A 19016-nucleotide genomic window follows, 5' to 3' on the forward strand; every position below is an offset into this window, starting at 1 on the left:
AGTCGGTGATAAAGGCCGGGGCAAGCTCTATCAATGCTATATCTGTACGGTTATACCGCTTTTTAATAAACGCTTCCAGGTGCAGGTAAACATCCTTGTATTTCTGGTATGTTGAATTCGACCTCAATCCGGCATCGAGCATTTTCTTAAAATCGTCATTGTGCTGTTTGAATACCTGCAACAGGGTTTCACCGCGCAGGTCTATACCGAGGAAGGAGTTCTTTACTTTTTCGGCGGTAACATACGAGTCCCGCTCCAATACCTTTTTGTAATGCCTGTCTATCCCTGCCTTGATTTCATCGAGCAGGCTGTTGATTTGCCTGGCCTGATCGCTGCGTCCCGCCGCACGGTTGTAGTTCGTTTCCCACAGGTCGGGGCGGATGGATGCCTTGCAGCTGAACTGCGCGATCATCCCGTCGATGGTAATCCGCGCCATGATGGGGGCTTCGCCATCCCTGTTCAGGTTGTTCTTCTTCAAATAGAATAATACTTTAAATGTACTTCGCATACAATAACTCAATTAAAATTTCAAAATTATTTACCATTGAGTTATCTGCCGCTACGCAAAATACGGCTAATCAGCGCTAACAAAACTTTTGACTGCTTTTTACTAGTGTTTTATTACCTTTGCCTGTACAAAGCCAGGATCACTATAAACAACCGTATGCCAATCAAAGGTTTATACATAACGTTCAGGTATCGTTTATCAAGCCGGAACAGGGGAAATACAGGTAACGGTTTAGTAACTGTACCCTGTCCAAAATGGGTATTTTCCGGTCTTTTTCCGGCTTCATCTACCTGTTTGCTTTTGATTAAAAATACTGGTAATCAGTTAGTTTGCTTCAACTTGCGCAAAGTTGCTTGTGGGTATTGATTTTAACTAAAAAGTAACAAACTACTACAGTTCTTACAGTCATCAGTCAACAGTTAGCAGTCATCAGTCAACAACTTGTACCTCGTAACTTTTTAACTAAAAAGTAACAAACTCCACACTTATTTTTTAGCCGATAGCTGTTAGCCGTTAGCCCTTGCTCGCGCGGCTACCCTCTTTGTCCTCCTGACCGCAGGGAAGGATCCCGACCCCCGGGAGACAGGAGATGCTTCCTGTCGTCAGCATGACAAACCGGAATTTAACTAAAAAGTAACAAACTTCTACAGAATACAATGATTAGTTCGGCTAGTAACCATGCATTAGTTTTGTGTTCGCTCCATATTATTTTAAAAATATGCTGTATCATAGTTATTCGCTTTTCCGGTTAAGAGATTCAACAATTTTCATTCGCGATGCTTTGTAAGCAGGTATGCCTGCCGAGAGTAGATTCAAAATCAGACACACAATAAATACACCTGCAAATATGTTTGGAGAAACAAGGGTTTCCAATGGAATTGAACTACCGATATCGATTCCTAACAGCCATTTTTTCAATTGTACGACGGCATAGTATGACAATGCCAGACCAATAATACCTCCTATAAGAGTGGTAATGAGGTTTTCATATAATACTTGTATGAGGATAGTTTGCTTTTTCGCGCCGAAGGATTTTCTTATCCCAATTTCTTCTGTTCGTTTTTTGATGCGGGATATACTGAAACTGGAGAGATTGATCGCCGGAATAAGAAATAAAACAATTATGATAAAAGCCATTCTGTGGTTATTTTTCTTAATATCAGGTATGTCGGTGCTTTTATTCATTTGCTGGGCTTTGTGATCGTAAGGCCCTGATAAGCTGAGAGTCCATTCACTATCCGTTGCATTGTATTTGCGTTCGGCAAGCCTAATTTCTTCATCTATCGCCTGATAATCATTCTTGTTTCTTGCTAATAACAGAATTGTATATCCGTTGTATTGATAGTCTTTTACAGTAGTAAACGGTATATATATATCGGCATAAGCATATTCAAATACGGGAGAAACATCTTTTATAATGCCTGATACGACGAATGGTTTAAAATTTACCTGAATTGTTTTTCCGACAACATTTTCTATATTTCGGAATAATTGTCTGGCTGTGCTTTCAGTAATAACTGCTTTTTTTAGTTCCGAATCGAAATCTTCCTTTGTAAAAGGCTTTCCGTCAATAAAACTAAAAGACATGAGTTGCCAATATGCGGCATCAACAAATTTATTGTTTAGTGATAAACGTATGGGATGGGTTTCTGTGCTAGCAATAGAGTATTCACGTTCATTACATATTGCTGTTACTAGTTCAGGAGTTTTTAGATTCGATAGATATTCTTTGTAAGTATCATATCCAACATAACTATTTCTGAATTTCGACTTATCAGTTATACCTTCTTTCTTTTGCCATTTAATATATAGTGTCCTGTTCCTGTTATTTTCAGGAGAAATGTTTGTGTTTTTTATCGATTGCGAAACAATAACTACCATAATCATCATGATAGCTAAAGCAGTTCCGACAACAGTAATAATGCTGATGAATTTGTTTTGTTTCAGCATCTCGATGGCTTGTTTGATATATATTTTATACATGTAGGATAAATCTTATGGTTTTTATTCTTCTTGTTTGAGCGCTATGGCCGGTTGTGTTTTAGATGCTACATAGGCCGGATACCAAACACTGACAATTGCAAACAGGAACATTAACGCGATAGTAGTCAAAACGGCTGCAAGAAATGTTGTTTTCAATCGCTAATTATTATTCGACTCTTCTTCCGTCAAAGAAACGGACGATACGTTTAGTCGTTTTAGCAATGTGTTCGTCGTGCGTTACCATTACAATAGTAGTACCTTCATTGTTCAGGTTGAAAAGAAGATCCATGATTTCACTCCCCATCTTACTGTCCAGATTACCTGTTGGCTCATCGGCTAAAATTATCTGTGGATTACCTATAATGGCGCGAGCTATGGCCACACGTTGGCATTGTCCTCCTGATAATTGGGAAGGAAAATGTTTCATGCGGTGAGAAAGGCCGACTTTTTCGAGTACATGTTTAGCCATTTCCCTGCGACTGGCATTTCCTGATTTTCGATAAAGGAGAGGGAGTTCCACATTGTCGAGTACGGTTAGTGAATTTATCAGATGGAAACTTTGAAAAACAAACCCTAAAGTTTTATTACGGAACTCCGCCATTTCCTTATCTTTCATATTGTTGGTTTCGGTATCGTTGATCAGGATTTTTCCTTCACTTGCCACATCCAGTAAGCCCATAATGTTGAGCATGGTACTTTTACCGCAACCGGATGGTCCCATAACTGAAAGAAAATCTCCTTTTTCCACTTCCAGATTTACATTTTCTAAAGCTATTGTTTCTACCTCTTTGGTACGGTATATTTTAGTTATACCCTGTAAATTAATAATAGACATAGTGTTGATGTTTTTAATTTGTTTATATTGAGTTGTTTTCTTCTTAATTCTTAATCTTTAATGTCTTTTTGTTTTTATACTGGCTCATATCAGAAACAATTACCTGTTCTCCTTCATTCAGCCCGTTTATTACTTCTACATATTCGAAGCTGCTTTCACCAAGTTTTACTTTTTTCTTTTGCGCTTCATTGTTTTTTATTACCCATAATTCGTAATCACCCGCTCCGATATAGTAAGATGAATTAGGTATACGGAGAGTTTCTTCCTGTATTCCGTGGGTTACATACACGTCTGTTTTTAAGCCACTTCTAAGTCGGCTATTGCCCGGGTCTTTTAGCATAACGGTAAAGTTTATTACCCCGTTTTTTACGGAAGGGGTAATGTTGACAACGGTACCTGCCAGCTGAAGTTGCCCTATTTTGATAATTGCCTTAGCTCCCGAACTCAGTTTTTCAGCATAACTATCGGCGACTTCTGCTTCTACTTTGAAATGGCTCAGGTCGGAAACAATAGCTATTTGGGTACCGGCCGATACTTGCGATCCTATCTGATTATTTACATAAGTTAAGGTTGCCTTCTGTGGTGAAAGAATACGCGAGTCTTTTAAAAGGCGGGCACTCTCACTTAGTGATTTTTCAAATATACTAAGGTCAAGTTGTTGCACTTTTACCTCTGCTGCTGCATTTTTTCGTTGATTTTCTATTTGTTGTTTTAATTGTTGAAGCTCTAATTTAGCTACTTCATAATTTAGTGCAGCCTGACGTACTTTGTCCGATGTACTGGCTCCTATGCTATCGAGATATTGCTCATTTCTTAGTTCGGTTAGCATCTGTTTCAGGTTCATTTCTTTTACCTGCATTTTCATTTGAAGTTCTGAAATACTATTGTCTAAACTTATTTGTGATTGAATAAGCTTACTTTTTTTCATTTCTTTTTCGTCAAGCTTTTGTTTATAGTCTGTTTCTATAGATGCCAATTCCAGTTTCAGTATTGGCTCGCCGGCTGTAACAGAATCCCCTGCATTTTTGTATACTTCCAGAATCCGGCTATTAATAGGAGAAACGATGATTTCTTCTGTTTGTGGAATAACTTTGCCGGATGCATTTATGGTTATTTCTATTGTCCCTTTATCTACAGATCCTATAACTATATTCTTAGTAGAAATAGATCCTTCCAGTAAACTAATAATAACTAAAATGACTATGACTATACCAACACCTATAGCACCATAGCGGAAAACCTGTTTTCGTTGTTCTTTTCTTTTTTCGCTTAATGGTATTTTTCTGTCCATTTTTTATAATTTTATTATTTTACAGAGTATCTGTCTAATATTATGCCGTGTTTTTAAAGTGGTTATTATTAGTGTTTTGCGATTGTGGTGTATGTCCGGTATCGGACATTATGTACGAAATACAGTATAAATGAGATTTAGCGAATTATTTTAGAACCTGTTTAAATTTTATTCGTTCCGATTTTCAGAACTATTTTTAGAATGATTTTTTCTTTTCTGAAGCGCGAATAGCGGGCTACTCAAGCTGAAGAAAGGGAAAAATCAGATAAAAAGAGACTGAAAATGAACGAAAAAAGAGCTATAATAAAATGTTTTGGTAAAATTTAAACAGGCTCTTAATGTATTAATCAAATTGAATCTTTTTATGTTAAAAAAACAAAATGATGTAACCTTTTTGTGCTTTTTACGACATATAAGTATAAAAGGATAGGCGAGCTTCTTCTCTATTCAAAAATTAACCTAAATTTGCGACAATATTAAAATAAATTGAGACACTGTGATTAGAATAAAAAATCTGAACAAGACCTATTATAATGGCGCGCCTTTACATGTTTTGAAAGGTGTTAATATGGATGTCGAAAAGGGTGAACTTGTTTCTATTATGGGAGCATCGGGTTCGGGTAAATCTACTCTGCTTAATATATTGGGGATACTCGATAATTACGATACGGGTGAGTATTATCTCGATAATCTGCTTATTCGTAATCAATCGGAAGCAAAAGCCGCTGAACTGCGCAATAAAATGATCGGCTTTATTTTTCAGTCTTTCAATCTTATATCGTTTAAGAATGCACTGGAGAATGTAGCGCTTCCACTGTATTACCAAGGTATGAGCCGTAAGAAGAGAAATATTATGGCTATGGAATATCTGGATAAGATGGGGTTGGCTACCCATGCCGCTCATATGCCTAACGAGTTATCCGGAGGTCAAAAGCAACGTGTGGCTATAGCACGGGCTTTGATATCTCATCCGCAAATTATATTGGCTGATGAGCCGACGGGAGCTTTGGATAGTAAAACTTCACGAGAAGTTATAGAGCTGCTCCGTCAGATAAATCAAGATGACGGAATAACTATGTTGATTGTTACACACGAACAGTCAGTCGCCAATGCAACTGACCGGGTTATACATATCAAAGATGGTATAATAGGCTCAATAGAGATAAATGAAAATCCTGTAATAGAAATGTAAAAAAAACGGAGATGTTCGATTTTGACTCTTTACGCGAAATATTATCAACGATAAATAAGAATAAATTACGCACTGCCCTTACTGGTTTTGCCGTGGCATGGGGTATATTTATGCTTATTATACTTTTAGCATCGGGAAATGGCCTGAAAAATGGTGTAACGTCCAATTTTTCTAACCGGGCTCAAAACTCGGTGACTCTTTGGCCGGGCTGGACTTCGATGCCATATAAGGGACTGCCGACAAATCGTAATATCAAATTTGATCACAAAGATTATGATTTGATAAAAAACAGGATTCCGGAGGTAGAATATGTGTCAGCCAGGGTAAGCCAAAGTGTAACGATGAGTTATGAGAAAGAATATGGAGCTTGGCGGCTTGACGGTGTATCGCAGGATGCGGCTTTTATTAATAATATAAAAGTGAGGGCAGGCGATGGCCGTTTCTTAAATAAGCTGGATATAGATAACAGGCGGAAAGTGGTTGTTATTAGCCCGGAAATGAAACGCCTTCTGTTTAAAAGCACAGAACCTTTAGGCAAATATGTAGTGGCAAACGGAATTGCATATCAGGTTATAGGAGTATACGACGATTCCGACATGTTTATGAATAATCCTCCGGCATATATACCTTTTACTACAGCGCAGATGCTTTATAGTAAGGGATGGGGATTTCGTCAAATAGATTTTACAGTAAAAGGGATTACAAATCTTGACGCGAATAAAGCTTTTGTAGAACGCGTGCGAAAAAGAGTTGCGCAACTGCATTCTTTTGATCCTGCCGACAGGTCTGCGCTTTATATACGAAATACTGCAGAAGATGTAGCTGAAACCAACCAGATATTTAACGGTATAAATATTTTTATTTGGGTTATAGGTCTGGCATCATTAATGGCAGGTATTGTGGGGGTCGGTAATATTATGCTCATAACGGTAAAAGAGCGTACACGGGAAATTGGCATTCGCAAAGCGATAGGCGCTACTCCCGCGTCAGTACTCAGATTAATCATTTTTGAGTCGATCCTCATAACAACAGTCGCAGGTTATATAGGCATGGTCTTCGGTATTTTACTGACCGAAGGTATAAATAGTATGATGACAGTAGGTCCGAGAACAATGGATAGCCCGACCGTATTTAAAGATCCGACAGTGGATATTGGTACTGTTATAGCTGCGACACTTGTCTTAGTCATAGCCGGAGTTATCGCAGGTCTTATCCCGGCATTGAAGGCTACACGGGTGCGGCCGATAGAAGCAATGAGAGCAGAATAGAATTTGAATAGCATAAACATAGCATAAAATGTTTGATATAGATAATTGGCAAGAAATATGGACTACCATTACCCGGAATAAGCTAAGAAGCATTCTGACAGGATTTGGGGTTTTCTGGGGTATTTTTATGTTGATCCTGCTCATCGGGGCCGGTAATTCACTACAGGGTGGGATCTCTAAGAATTTTGATGGTTTTGCGTCTAATTCATGTTTCTTCTGGACCGGACGTACCAGCGAGGCTTATAAAGGTTATCGCAAAGGACGTACCTGGTCTATGAATGTTCGCGATATGGATCTTATCAGGCGTAAAGCTACATCTGTAGAATATGTATCTCCTATGCTGTTTATTAGTGGTGGAGAGAAAAATGCTGTAAGAGGGCATAAATCAGGAACATATGATGTTAGGGGCATATATCCGGAACATTTTAAAATAGAGGGACAGCATATTCTGTCCGGACGCTTATTTAATGAACTGGACGAACAAGGGAGTCGAAAGGTCTGTGTAATTGGGAAGGTAGTATATGAAACCCTGTTCAAACCCGGTGAATCGGCTATAGGTCAATACATAAGGGTAAACGGTATTTACTTTCAGGTGATAGGCGTCATTAGACCGAAGTCTAGAGCTTCTATTGGAGGTAACGTTGAAGAATCTATTTATTTACCTTTTTCTACAACTCAACGGGCGTTCAACCAAGGACAAGATATTTGGTTTATAGCTTGTACTGCTAAACCGGGTTATCCTGCATCGATGGTAGAAGAAGAGGTCAAATCTATAATAAAAGCAGCACATGATATATCCCCGACTGATGAAAAGGCTATGGGTGGAGTGAACGTCGAAAAACAGTTCAAGATTTTTCAAAATCTATTTTTGGGTATAGATATTCTTATCTGGATTGTTGGACTTGGAGCATTATTCTCAGGTATCATTGGTATTAGTAATATTATGTTGGTCACTGTTCGCGAACGGACAAGGGAAATTGGCGTCAGACGGGCAATAGGAGCGAAGCCCATGGCTATTATGGTTCAAATATTAAGTGAGAGCTTTGTGTTGACAGCTATCGCCGGGTTTGCAGGCTTCTTGTTCGGTGTCTCCATCCTTGAGATTATATATGAGGCTATGACTGCCGGAGTAAGTGAGGAACAAATATTTATACCTCCGTTCGTTTCCTTCTGGACAGCGATTATAGCTATGCTTATCATTATCTTTTCGGGAATTTTGGCCGGATTGATGCCTGCGCTTAGAGCACTTCGTGTAAAAGCGATCGATGCTATCAGGGATGAATAAAAAAAGTAGAAATAAATAATATATAGAAATTGTAAACTAAATATAATATGAAAAAGATTCTCAGAATTATTCTGTTTGTACTTCTTGGACTTATAGTCGTTGGTACATTCGCCTTTCTCTGGAAAAAATCACAACCCAAGCAGGTTGTATATGAGATTGTAACAGCTGATACAGGAGATGTTGAAAATACATCTGTTGCTACAGGAAAAGTTTCTCCTCGCGATGAAATTTTGATCAAACCTCAGATATCCGGTATTGTATCAGAAGTAATGAAAGAAGCGGGAGACTTTGTAAAAGTTGGAGATATTATTGCTACTGTAAAAGTAATTCCAGAGGTTTCACAATTGAACTCTGCCGAATCACGTGTAAATGTGGCTCAGATAAATCTTGCTCAGGTAAAAACTGAACATGAACGGCAGAAACAGCTTTTCGAAAAAGGAGTAATAGCTAAAGAAGAGATGGACAAATCGGATGCCGATTATAAGAAGGCTATTGAGGAATTAGAAAATTCCAAAGATAATCTGGATATTGTAAAAACCGGAATTTCCAAGAAAACAGCTCAATATAGTAATACACAGATACGTTCTACCATTACAGGTATGATTTTAGATGTACCTATCAAAGCAGGGAATTCGGTTATTCAGGCAAATACTTTCAACGATGGGACTACTATTGCTACTGTAGCTAACATGAATGATATGATATTCATTGGAAAGATTGATGAAACGGAAGTTGGCCGTGTACACACAGGAATGCCTATAAAATTATCTGTAGGAGCTATTGAAAATAAAAAGTTTGATGCAACATTGGAATACATTGCCCCTAAAGGCGTTGAGGAAAATGGCGCTATTTTATTTGAGATAAAGGCTGCCGCCCGTATCCCTGATACAATTGTAATAAGAGCCGGGTATAGTGCAAATGCTGAAATTGTTTTAGCAAAAATGGAAAAGGTTTTGACTATTCCGGAAAGTACTGTAACTTTCAGTAACGATTCGGCTTTCGTCTATATATTAAAAGATACAACTGATCACAAACAAGTTTTTGACAAAAAACACATTATGGTTGGATTATCTGATGGTATTAAAGTAGAAGTGAAATCCGGTTTGAAAAAGGGAGATAAGATCAGAGGTAACGAAATCTCGGATAAACCTAAAGCAGAGGCTCCGAAACAATAACAATATAAGAGTATGAAAAAACTAATTATATCATGCGGCCTATTTTGTCTCTGTTTATGTATACAGGCTCAAAAGAAATGGACATTGCGTGAATGCGTTGATTATGCTGTAGAAAATAATATTGAACTCAGGCAGGAAGCTTTGAAAGTGAAAAGTGCAGAGATAGACCTTAGTACAAGTAAAAACAGCCGTTTACCGGATTTAAACGCAGGTGTAGGGCAAAGTTTTAATTTTGGACGTTCAACATTGAGTAATAATGTAACAGAGTCAGTTAATTCATCGGGAACATCTTTCGATATATCGACGAGTATACCTGTATTTACAGGGTTTAGGATAACTAATCAAATAAAGGCTAATGAATTGGACCTGCAAGCAGCTACAGAAGGTTTGAAAAAGGCAAAAGAAAATCTGGAGCTACAAGTTGTATCTCTATATTTAGATGTTCTTTTCAAGAAAGAAATATTGAAAGCATATCGCGAGCAGGCTGATTTAAGTAAATTGCAGGTAGAAAGAACTGAAATACTTGTTGAATCGGGTAAAGTTCCGGCTTCTCAATTATATGATATTAAAGCACAGCAGGCTAAAGATGATTTAAATGTAACAATCGCGGTGAATGATCTGGCTCTGTCTTTATTGAATTTGTCTCAATCATTAAACCTGCCTGATACAAATTCTTTTGATGTTCAAGAGCCTAAATCAGAAGATGTGGTTACTGACAATCTGTCGAGTGTTATACCTCCCGATCAGGTATATAAACTGTCATTAGGGGTAAAGCCTCACGTGAAAGAGGCTGAGTATAAGCTCGAAAGTAGTAAGAAAAACTTAAAAGTAGCTCAGTCTGGTTATTGGCCTACACTTAATTTTGGTGCCGGATATGGTACGAATTATCGATATGTGTCAAAGTTATCTGCCGGTGGTTCAAATGATAGTTTTGGGAAACAATTTAAAGATAACGGATCAGAATATATCTCATTAAGCTTGAATATCCCGATCTTTAATCGTTTTCAGACGCGTAATCAAGTGCGCTCTGCCCATCTAAGTATTGAAAACCAAAGCTTAGCGCTTGATAATGTCAAACTGGCATTGTATAAAGAGATACAGCAGGCGTATCAGAGTGCAGTGGGGGCCCATGCCACATATATATCTACCGGAAAAGCAGAAACAGCTGCCGAAGTATCTCTGAAATATGCTCAGGAACGCTATGATATAGGTAAATCTACAGCTTTTGAATATAGTGAAGCTAAAACAAAACTTTTGAACAATCGATCTGAACGTATAAGGGCAAAGTATGATTTCATTTTCCGTGCTAAAATTCTGGATTTCTATCAAGGGAAACCAATTGATATAGAGTAAATTATTAATTATGACTAGTCCTGATAAACCTGTAACGCTTATTTAGGACTAGCATATCTTGACCGGGCTGAAAATGCAAACGTAAATTTGTTTATCTGAAAAATTATAGCAAGAATCGGGTTGGTTTCAAGTCGAAGTTGTTATAGCTTTGTTGTAAAAAGGATATTATGGATCAGCAAGGTAAGATAGACTTTGATCGTATTCGAAAAGCGATCGGTTATTTGAACGACAATTACAAAGCCCAACCCGATTTGGATGAAGTCGCGGCATATGTTCACATGAGCCCATACCATTTCCAACGGATGTTTACCGATTGGGCAGGAGTCAGTCCGAAGCGATTTTTACAATATATAAGCGTCGAGTATGCAAAAGGTATTCTTAAAGAAAATTCCTCTTCTCTTTTCGATGCTGCATATGAGGTCGGATTGTCGGGAACAGGACGTTTACATGACCTATTTGTTAAAATAGAAGGAATGACTCCCGGAGAGTATAAAAATGGAGGTAAGGATTTATCTGTCAATTATAGCTTTTTCTCTACCATTTTTGGAGAGATACTCATTGCAACTACATCTAAAGGCATTTGCTATATGGCGTTTTCTGATAATCAAACGGAAGTTCTGGGAGAATTGTTTTCCCTTTTTCCGAATGCGACATATCAGAACATTATAGATGATATTCAAGATCGTGTTATTTCTATTTTTACAAGCGATTGGAAGAAGCTGGATGAAGTAAAGCTTCATATAAAAGGAACTGATTTTCAGATCAAAGTGTGGGAAGCATTACTGAAAATTCCAAAAGGTAAACTTTCTTCATATAGCGATATTTCCACTATTATAGGTAAGCCTGAAGCCAATAGGGCCGTTGGTTCGGCAATAGGGCGCAATCCCGTCGCTTATCTTATTCCTTGCCATCGTGTTATACAATCTACCGGTCTGTTTGGTCAATACCATTGGGGTAGTGATCGCAAGGCCGCTATGATTGGGTGGGAGAGGGCTAATACATCTTCTGATTACCATATTGTACAATCCTGATATCGGGATATATATGGAAAACCTCCTCTTGTTTATCATCCTCTCTGTAAAAACCTTTATAGTTCTGGAAATCGGAACGAATAAAATTTAAACAGGTTCAAAGTAACTGTTAGGGAATTTCATTTTATTTTTGCTGTACATAGATTGTACATCCCACTTTTCCGGATAGACTATATTACGGGTCAAGAGGAATTTCGGGTTGGAAAAATTACGAATTGTTGACTGATAACTGTTGACTGATGACTGTTTATTCCGGTAGGGGTCAAAATTTTGATGCGGTTGCCCTATACTATTGATAGTTCTGTCTTAAAATTAAGAATAAAAACGTATTTTTGTATGCTTAAAGAAAAAGAACAGAGAGCATGATAAATAAGATTAACCAATTACTATCAGATATAGAAAATCTGAAAGCCGAAAAAGCGGAAGAAATAGAAGCGCTGCGGATAAAATACCTGAGCAAGAAAGGTGAAATATCGGAGTTGATGAACGATTTCCGCAATGTTGCTGCAGAACAGAAACGTGAAGTGGGGATGAAGCTCAACGAACTGAAAGAAAAAGCTCAGGAAAAGATCAATCAATTAAGAGAATCCCTTGAAAATATACAGACATCCGGTGATACAATCGATCTTACCCGCACGTCTGCACCGGTAGTATTAGGTACTCGGCATCCGATATCCATTGTTAAAAAGGAAATCTGCGACATCTTTCGCCGTTTAGGTTTTTCTATAGCCGAAGGCCCTGAAATAGAGGATGATTGGCATGTATTTTCTTCTTTGAACTTTGCCGACGATCATCCGGCACGCGATATGCAAGATACATTCTTCATTGCCCGTAGCCCTGAGATTGTACTGCGTACCCATACTTCATCTGTACAAACGCGAGTAATGGAGCAACAACAACCTCCGATACGGATTATCTGTCCGGGACGTGTTTATCGTAACGAAGCCATATCGAACCGCGCGCATTGTTTCTTCCATCAGGTGGAGGCATTGTATATAGACAAAGATGTGTCATTTGCCGATCTGAAGCAAGCATTATTGTTTGTAGCTAAAGAACTTTTTGGCGCGGATACAAAAATACGTTTGCGCCCTTCATATTTTCCTTTTACCGAGCCTAGCGCCGAAATGGATATTTCTTGTAATATCTGTGGTGGAAAAGGCTGCTCTTTCTGTAAACATACAGGCTGGGTAGAAATTCTCGGTTGTGGCATGGTCGATCCGAATGTGTTGGAAAATTGTGGTATAGATAGTAAAGTATATACCGGTTACGCTTTGGGAATGGGGATAGAACGAATAACCAACTTGAAGTATAGAGTGAAGGATTTACGCATGTTCTCCGAGAATGACAAACGATTCCTCGAACAGTTTGAAAGCGCTTATTAAAGTAATTTGAAAATTAGCCAATTAGGAAATTTGAAAATGCTTCTTGTTACTTTGTAATAATTAGCGCATATTCAAATTGGCTAATTTTCAAATTACTTTCTACTTCTTGCATATATTCGTGAAAATACACCATTTGCATGCTTCTCCTGTAGGTGTTTGACTGAACGGTACGGCAGGATCGAATATTTCTTCCAGACAGGCATCAAAGTGTGTTTTAAATTCTGTCCGGTATCTTGAAAAGTCGGTAACTTGTATTTCTTCTCTGCCTGATTTGTTTATTACATCAGGATCAAACTTTGTATCATAAAGATTTCGCAAGTAATATATTCCGGGCTCTAATATTTTATCCGGATGATCGAGCATGTATAGATGAGAGTACATGAATACCTGCATGACGGCTTTAGGCCTGTTTTTCATTTCCTTATCAAAGAGATCTTTCATCTCTTTGTACACCAATGCTCCCCGTCCGGTTTTATAGTCAATAATGCGGGTTCGTCCCTTCACTTCATCTACGCGGTCAATAAACCCTTTTAGTGATACCACTTTTCCGGACGGTAACGGGTAATCCGCTTTTATCTGTTCTTCCGAATTTATATATATAAAAGGAGTCTGCCATGCATCAATAGATAGCACTTTTCTTACATACTTCTTTAGAACTTCACCTGCGAGAAAATTCTGCCCTGTAAGCCTTTTTACTTTTTCCGTTTTAAAATAATTCTCCGCAAAAGATTTTTCTATCTTTTCAGTCAACAAGTTTTCGTCTTTCCGGATTTTATGAAGGAGGTCGGCTGTTACTAGTTTCCCTTTTAATGGTTCATACAGCCACTCCATTACCGAGTGGAAAATAGTACCGAACATACTGGCCTCTACTACTTCCGCTATTTCAACCTCTTCGGCCATTCCTTCTACTACCGAGAAATAGAATTGCAGCGGACAATTCAGATATGTATTTATCGCACTGGCAGATAATCTTTTATCACCTCCTTGCAAAAATATATTCAACTTTTCTTGTATCTGAGGCGTTTTTTGTATTGATATTGATAGGCTTTCACTTGAAGTAACTTTATATACAGTCAGATTTTCTCTTACGTCGAATGAGTTGGCATACAGGTGCTTGATCTGGTTGAAGTAACGGCTTACTTCTCCCGATTGCAGACCTTCGGTGCGTGTATCATGCAATAAGTATATGCGTTTAGCCCTGTTTATCATCCTGTAGAAATGATAGGCAAAAATACTGTCCTGATGTTCGTAAGTCGGTAAATCAAAGCCTTTTCTTAAATTGTACGGGATAAATGAGCTGGTTGCCTTTTTCATTGGAAATATCCCTTCATTCATAGAAAGGATTATTAAATTGTCAAAGTCCAAAGCTCTGGTTTCCAGCACTCCCATTATCTGCAATCCGGCTAATGGTTCCCCGCTAAATGGCACGCTAATGCCCTGTATCAGTTTCTTCAATAATTTGAAATATGTTTCAACTGACATTTCAGGGAATATATTCTTCAAAGCATCATCCATTTTGTTTATAGTCTTGTAATATTCAACTATAAATTCGGACTCTATATCTACAGATCGGGCACTCACATCCTCATCTTCTTTTTCTTTTGTATAGAGCGATGTTTTCAGCGTGGCAAGTATCGTTTTCAGATAATCGGGTATGTCTTCCCATTTGTCAACAGGTACAAATATTAAACGGAATACAGGATGTATAAATAATTCTTGGACGGATATAATAACTTTGTTATACTGTATTATACTTTGTCTCAATTTCTTGGCTTCAGTTCCGGCGATATTTGTTATATACCGGTGATTCAATATAGCAAGTACAGGTCTGTAAAAAAAGCCTGTATAGTTTTCCGACTTACGAATATTGCGTTGCAACTCAAATATATGTTCCATCAATCCGGATATAGAGCTGTTACTCAGGTTATATCCCATCGTGACATTTATCTTGTCGATCTCTTCGGGAACCGAGTATAATGCAGGTAGCAACAGGTTTTCATCAGGTAGAACCAAAGCCGTATTTACTGCTTGTTCAGGTGTTATATGCTTTTCCTTTAATAATGATTTCAGTATAGGATATATATGTTTTGCCTGTCCTACCGAAGAGGGTATTCCAATAGCTTCTATAATAGGTATTTCCATGCTTAATTCCTCCGGAGATAAAGCCAGTTGAGATGGAAATTGCACTTTATTCTTATCCATAAAGAATGAAGCTTTGTTTTGGGGATCACGCACCAGAGGAGATGAATAGTCCCAATAAAAATCGGCTATCTCTTTTTTATGCAGGAATTTTAGAAGCTTTTCTTCCGATTTGCTATGCCCATTCAATCCTATAAATATAATTTTCTCAAAAGGAAGTTCCGGATTTTCATCCTGTGACAATCGTTCTATTACATCGCGGAAAATCATTCCTTCGTAGGCCAAACCTTTTTTCTGTAGCTGTTCGCGCAAAAGAGAGTACAATTGAAAAAGAACTTCCCACATTTCCAGAAAATCTTTTTTCTTATCGTTTTCACCAACAGGCAGAAAGTTAGACCAGAAACGACGGATAGCTTCTATTTGCTCATCTGTAAGAAAATCAAACCCGGCATCAATCTCTTTCAGGTCTTGGATATTACGGAAAAGCTGTTTGGCATCAACCAAATATTTATCTACATCGTCGAAGTCATTCAAAAGCATTTCACCCCAGTAAAGAAACTCATCAAAAGTCTCTGTCGTTCCGCTTATTCGCTTATATATATCATATAGTAGAAATAGCATTTCTATGCGATCGGCTTTTTTATAGGGGCTTAATCGTTCGAACAGGTCTGTTACAGTTAGTATTTCAGGGGAAAATATAGGACGCCCGACTATCTGTGATAGATAATTCTGAAAGAAGATACCCGCCCTTCTATTTGGAAAGACGAACGTAAAACGGCTCACAAATTGTCCGTAGGCTTTATAGTATACCTGAGCTACATTATGCAAAAAAGGAATCATCAGATACGGATAAATCAGTCAATACAAAAATAGTAAATAAAGCCCATTTCCCTTCTAAAATAAGTAATGAAGTCGTCTGGACTTTTTACAAAATAAAACTTTTATCCATTTTTTATCCTCTTTGTCATATTGAACGATAGTGAAACATCTCCTAAAGGAAGATCCTTCGTTCCTCAGAATGACAAAAAAAATGAAAAATAAAAAGTCCAGACGACTTCAATATAATAGAAAAAATATGACTAATTTTAGCTTCCATATTTTAACCTATACATCATGATTCGGAATTTAACACTAAGTTTACTTTTCTTAATAACAGTATTGTCATACGGACAAGCTTTGCAACCTCAAATTATACCACAGCCGCAGAAAACAGAAATGGGGAAAGGTTTTTTCGTTTTAGATACGAAAACGGCTGTTATCTGTAAGGATAAAGATATTCAACAAGAGATAAACTATCTACTGAAAAGTATGGAAGCTAAGACAGGTTATGTTTTGGCATCGGCATATAAATTGAAGGAGAGTGGCCGTATTAGCTTAAAGATTAATGATAAGTTAAAGGATTCGGAATATCAGATTGATGTCGCCGTTAAGAATATTATCTGTGAAGCCGGTTCTCCCGAAGGAATATTTTATGCCATCCAAACATTATTACAATCGATCGATAGTAAGGATGGTAAATTTTTTATCCCATCAATGAAAATAAATGATTCGCCTCGTTTTGCATGGCGTGGATTGATGCTGGATGATTCCCGCCATTTCTTTGGGAAAGAAGTTGTGAAACAAATTCTTGATGTGATGGCTTACTTAAAGATGAACCGTTTCCATATGCATCTGACCGATGAACCTGCGTGGCGTATCGAAATAAAGAAGTATCCGAAGCTGACAGAGGTAGGGAGTACAGGCACATGGGACGACAGGAATGCGCCTAAGGCATTTTATACGCAAGAAGATATAAAAGAAATAGTGGCTTATGCTGCCGAACGTCATATTATGGTAATTCCTGAAATCGACATGCCGGGACATGCAACTGCGGCATCCCGTGCTTATCCTGAGATTTCCGGCGGAGGAACAGGCCGTTGGGAAGGATTTACATTCCATCCGGCTAAAGAAACTACTTATCAGTTTTTGGATGATGTATTGACCGAAATAGCCGAATTGTTTCCCGCTCCTTACATACATATTGGCGGAGATGAAGTTCATTACGGAAATCAGGTGTGGTTTACCGATCCTGTAATTCAGGATTTCATAAAAGAAAATGATTTGAAAGATGAAGTAGGAATGGAACATTATTTTATTCGCCGGGTAGCGGATATCGTTAGCAGTAAAGGCAAAAAGATGATAGGATGGGATGAAATGATCGCATCGGGTGTTACACCTGATAAAGCTGTCGTTATGTGGTGGCGCCACGACAAACCTGCACAGCTGACTCTGGCTTTAGATAAAGGATTCGATATGATTATGACGCCGCGGATTCCATGTTACTTCGATTTTGTACAAGACAATACTCAAAAGATAGGGCGTCGCTGGGGTGATGGCAAATATAATACACTTGAGACAGTTTATAATTTCCCCGGAAGCATAGAAAACCTTATTAAGGATAATCAAAAACAAATAATGGGTATGCAAGCGAGTACATGGACAGAACGCATTGCCGATACTCAAAGGCTTTATTATATGATATTTCCTCGTTTAGCTACTATTTCGGAGGATGCCTGGACAAATAATGAAGGGAAAAATTATCCCGGCTTTGTAGATAAAATAAGAAAATTCTATCAATTCTTGGATATGAAAGGGATCAACTATTTCAACATATTTAATATTGAGTCTACTCCCGAACCTTGGGGCCCCAATAAAGCAGATGTAATAGCGGAAGGCTAAAATAAAATTATTTTTGCTTCGTTAGAATAATATTACATGTAACACTATTAAAATATATGAAAAAAATCTTACTACTCTTTCTCTTTAGTTTTCTATCGACGACTATTGTATTATCTTATGCGCAAAAGAAGCTGTTGGTAGAAATTAATTCTATTAACACAAAAGAAGTTATAGGGTTTAAATACAATTCCGGAAACCAATTGGTATATTTCGACGAAAAAGGTATAGTTACTTATACGGAATACCGGTTGAAATATGATAAAATAAACCAACTGGTAGAATGTATTATAAATCAGGATAGAGGAGAATTAATCTTAAGCTCCAAATATTCATATGGCGGCGAAGGTTCTATATTAGAAGAGATAAGGAGTAGTGGAAAAAAAATACATATAAAAACAATAGATGTTAATCCTATTCATGTTGATATTAAAGGCCGTTTAGTAAAAACAACATTCGATGATGGAAATCTTTGGGAAGAATTTGAGTATGATAATAATAACAATTTACTGAAATATAAAGTGCATTCCGCTTCCGGAAGTGACGATAAAGTTTCAGAGTATAAGTTTGATACGAGTAAATCTCCATTTTCTAATATGATAGATTTCCCTGTTTGGTTTTGGGCATTACATATGAATAAGGTTCGCTGGTGTAGTGATTTTATCGGACAAAATAATGCAATTGAAAATATGACAGATGATCCTAAGTATGGATTGAATACTGTTGAAATAACATACGTTTACGATGAAGACGGATATCCTGTAAAGCAATATTACAATGGAGACTTGGTGAAAGAATTTAAATATAAAACAGTCCGATAGTAAGATTCGTAAAATTTAAAGGCTATATAAAAGAGACA

At 37.6% G+C, this 19016-nt stretch carries 15 protein-coding genes; 9 read left to right on the forward strand and 6 right to left on the reverse strand.

The annotated features are described in order from the left end of the window. The 5 genes from ACYPZI_RS08465 to ACYPZI_RS08485 all read right to left on the reverse strand — a co-directional run. A partial coding sequence (locus tag ACYPZI_RS08465; protein WP_459600558.1) for an Arm DNA-binding domain-containing protein occupies positions 1-508 on the reverse strand: 508 nt, incomplete at its 3' end. 732 nt (positions 509-1240) lie between these two features. Next, entirely contained in the window at positions 1241-2491 is a 1251-nt protein-coding gene (locus tag ACYPZI_RS08470) for an ABC transporter permease (protein WP_459600560.1), read from the reverse strand. Positions 2492-2512: 21 nt separating this feature from the next. Then, positions 2513-2647, reverse strand: coding sequence for a hypothetical protein (locus ACYPZI_RS08475; RefSeq protein WP_459600562.1), 135 nt, complete (start codon positions 2645-2647; stop codon positions 2513-2515). Positions 2648-2657: 10 nt separating this feature from the next. Then, entirely contained in the window at positions 2658-3320 is a 663-nt protein-coding gene (locus tag ACYPZI_RS08480; protein ID WP_459600635.1) for an ABC transporter ATP-binding protein, read from the reverse strand. A gap of 49 nt (positions 3321-3369) precedes the next feature. Next, complete coding sequence (locus ACYPZI_RS08485) at positions 3370-4617, reverse strand: efflux RND transporter periplasmic adaptor subunit (protein WP_459600564.1); 1248 nt, start codon at positions 4615-4617, stop codon at positions 3370-3372. Positions 4618-5113: 496 nt separating this feature from the next. On the opposite strand from ACYPZI_RS08485, the gene ACYPZI_RS08490 reads away from it, so the two are divergent. From ACYPZI_RS08490 to pheS, 7 genes are all read left to right on the forward strand, one after another. Beyond that, positions 5114-5809, forward strand: a complete 696-nt coding sequence (locus ACYPZI_RS08490) for an ABC transporter ATP-binding protein (protein WP_459600566.1) — start codon at positions 5114-5116, stop codon at positions 5807-5809. An 11-nt stretch (positions 5810-5820) separates the two neighbouring features. Then, positions 5821-7077 carry an ABC transporter permease gene (locus ACYPZI_RS08495; protein WP_459600568.1) on the forward strand — a complete coding sequence of 419 codons (1257 nt, stop codon included), beginning with the start codon at positions 5821-5823 and terminating at the stop codon, positions 7075-7077. A 28-nt stretch (positions 7078-7105) separates the two neighbouring features. After that, positions 7106-8362 carry an ABC transporter permease gene (locus ACYPZI_RS08500; protein ID WP_459600570.1) on the forward strand — a complete coding sequence of 419 codons (1257 nt, stop codon included), beginning with the start codon at positions 7106-7108 and terminating at the stop codon, positions 8360-8362. Between the two features lie 47 nt (positions 8363-8409). After that, entirely contained in the window at positions 8410-9537 is a 1128-nt protein-coding gene (locus tag ACYPZI_RS08505) for an efflux RND transporter periplasmic adaptor subunit (RefSeq protein WP_459600572.1), read from the forward strand. A 12-nt stretch (positions 9538-9549) separates the two neighbouring features. Next, positions 9550-10890 carry a TolC family protein gene (locus tag ACYPZI_RS08510; RefSeq protein ID WP_459600573.1) on the forward strand — a complete coding sequence of 447 codons (1341 nt, stop codon included), beginning with the start codon at positions 9550-9552 and terminating at the stop codon, positions 10888-10890. A gap of 167 nt (positions 10891-11057) precedes the next feature. Then, a complete protein-coding gene (locus tag ACYPZI_RS08515; RefSeq protein WP_459600575.1) occupies positions 11058-11921 on the forward strand; it encodes a bifunctional helix-turn-helix domain-containing protein/methylated-DNA--[protein]-cysteine S-methyltransferase in 864 nt (287 codons plus the stop codon). Between the two features lie 362 nt (positions 11922-12283). Beyond that, a complete protein-coding gene (gene pheS, locus ACYPZI_RS08520; protein WP_459600577.1) occupies positions 12284-13303 on the forward strand; it encodes a phenylalanine--tRNA ligase subunit alpha in 1020 nt (339 codons plus the stop codon). Positions 13304-13402: 99 nt separating this feature from the next. Here pheS and ACYPZI_RS08525 read toward each other — a convergent pair whose 3' ends face one another. Next, positions 13403-16282, reverse strand: a complete 2880-nt coding sequence (locus ACYPZI_RS08525; protein ID WP_459600579.1) for a PD-(D/E)XK nuclease family protein — start codon at positions 16280-16282, stop codon at positions 13403-13405. A 273-nt stretch (positions 16283-16555) separates the two neighbouring features. Here ACYPZI_RS08525 and ACYPZI_RS08530 point away from each other — a divergent pair, with 273 nt between their 5' ends. Together ACYPZI_RS08530 and ACYPZI_RS08535 are read left to right on the forward strand one after the other, a co-directional pair. Beyond that, on the forward strand, positions 16556-18160 hold the full coding sequence (locus ACYPZI_RS08530; protein WP_459600581.1) for a beta-N-acetylhexosaminidase: 1605 nt from the start codon (positions 16556-16558) through the stop codon (positions 18158-18160). Positions 18161-18216: 56 nt separating this feature from the next. Next, positions 18217-18978 (forward strand): hypothetical protein, encoded by a 762-nt coding sequence (locus tag ACYPZI_RS08535; RefSeq protein WP_459600583.1) that lies wholly within the window; start codon positions 18217-18219, stop codon positions 18976-18978. Positions 18979-19016 lie beyond the last annotated feature (38 nt).

This window comes from Dysgonomonas reticulitermitis (assembly GCF_054601275.1).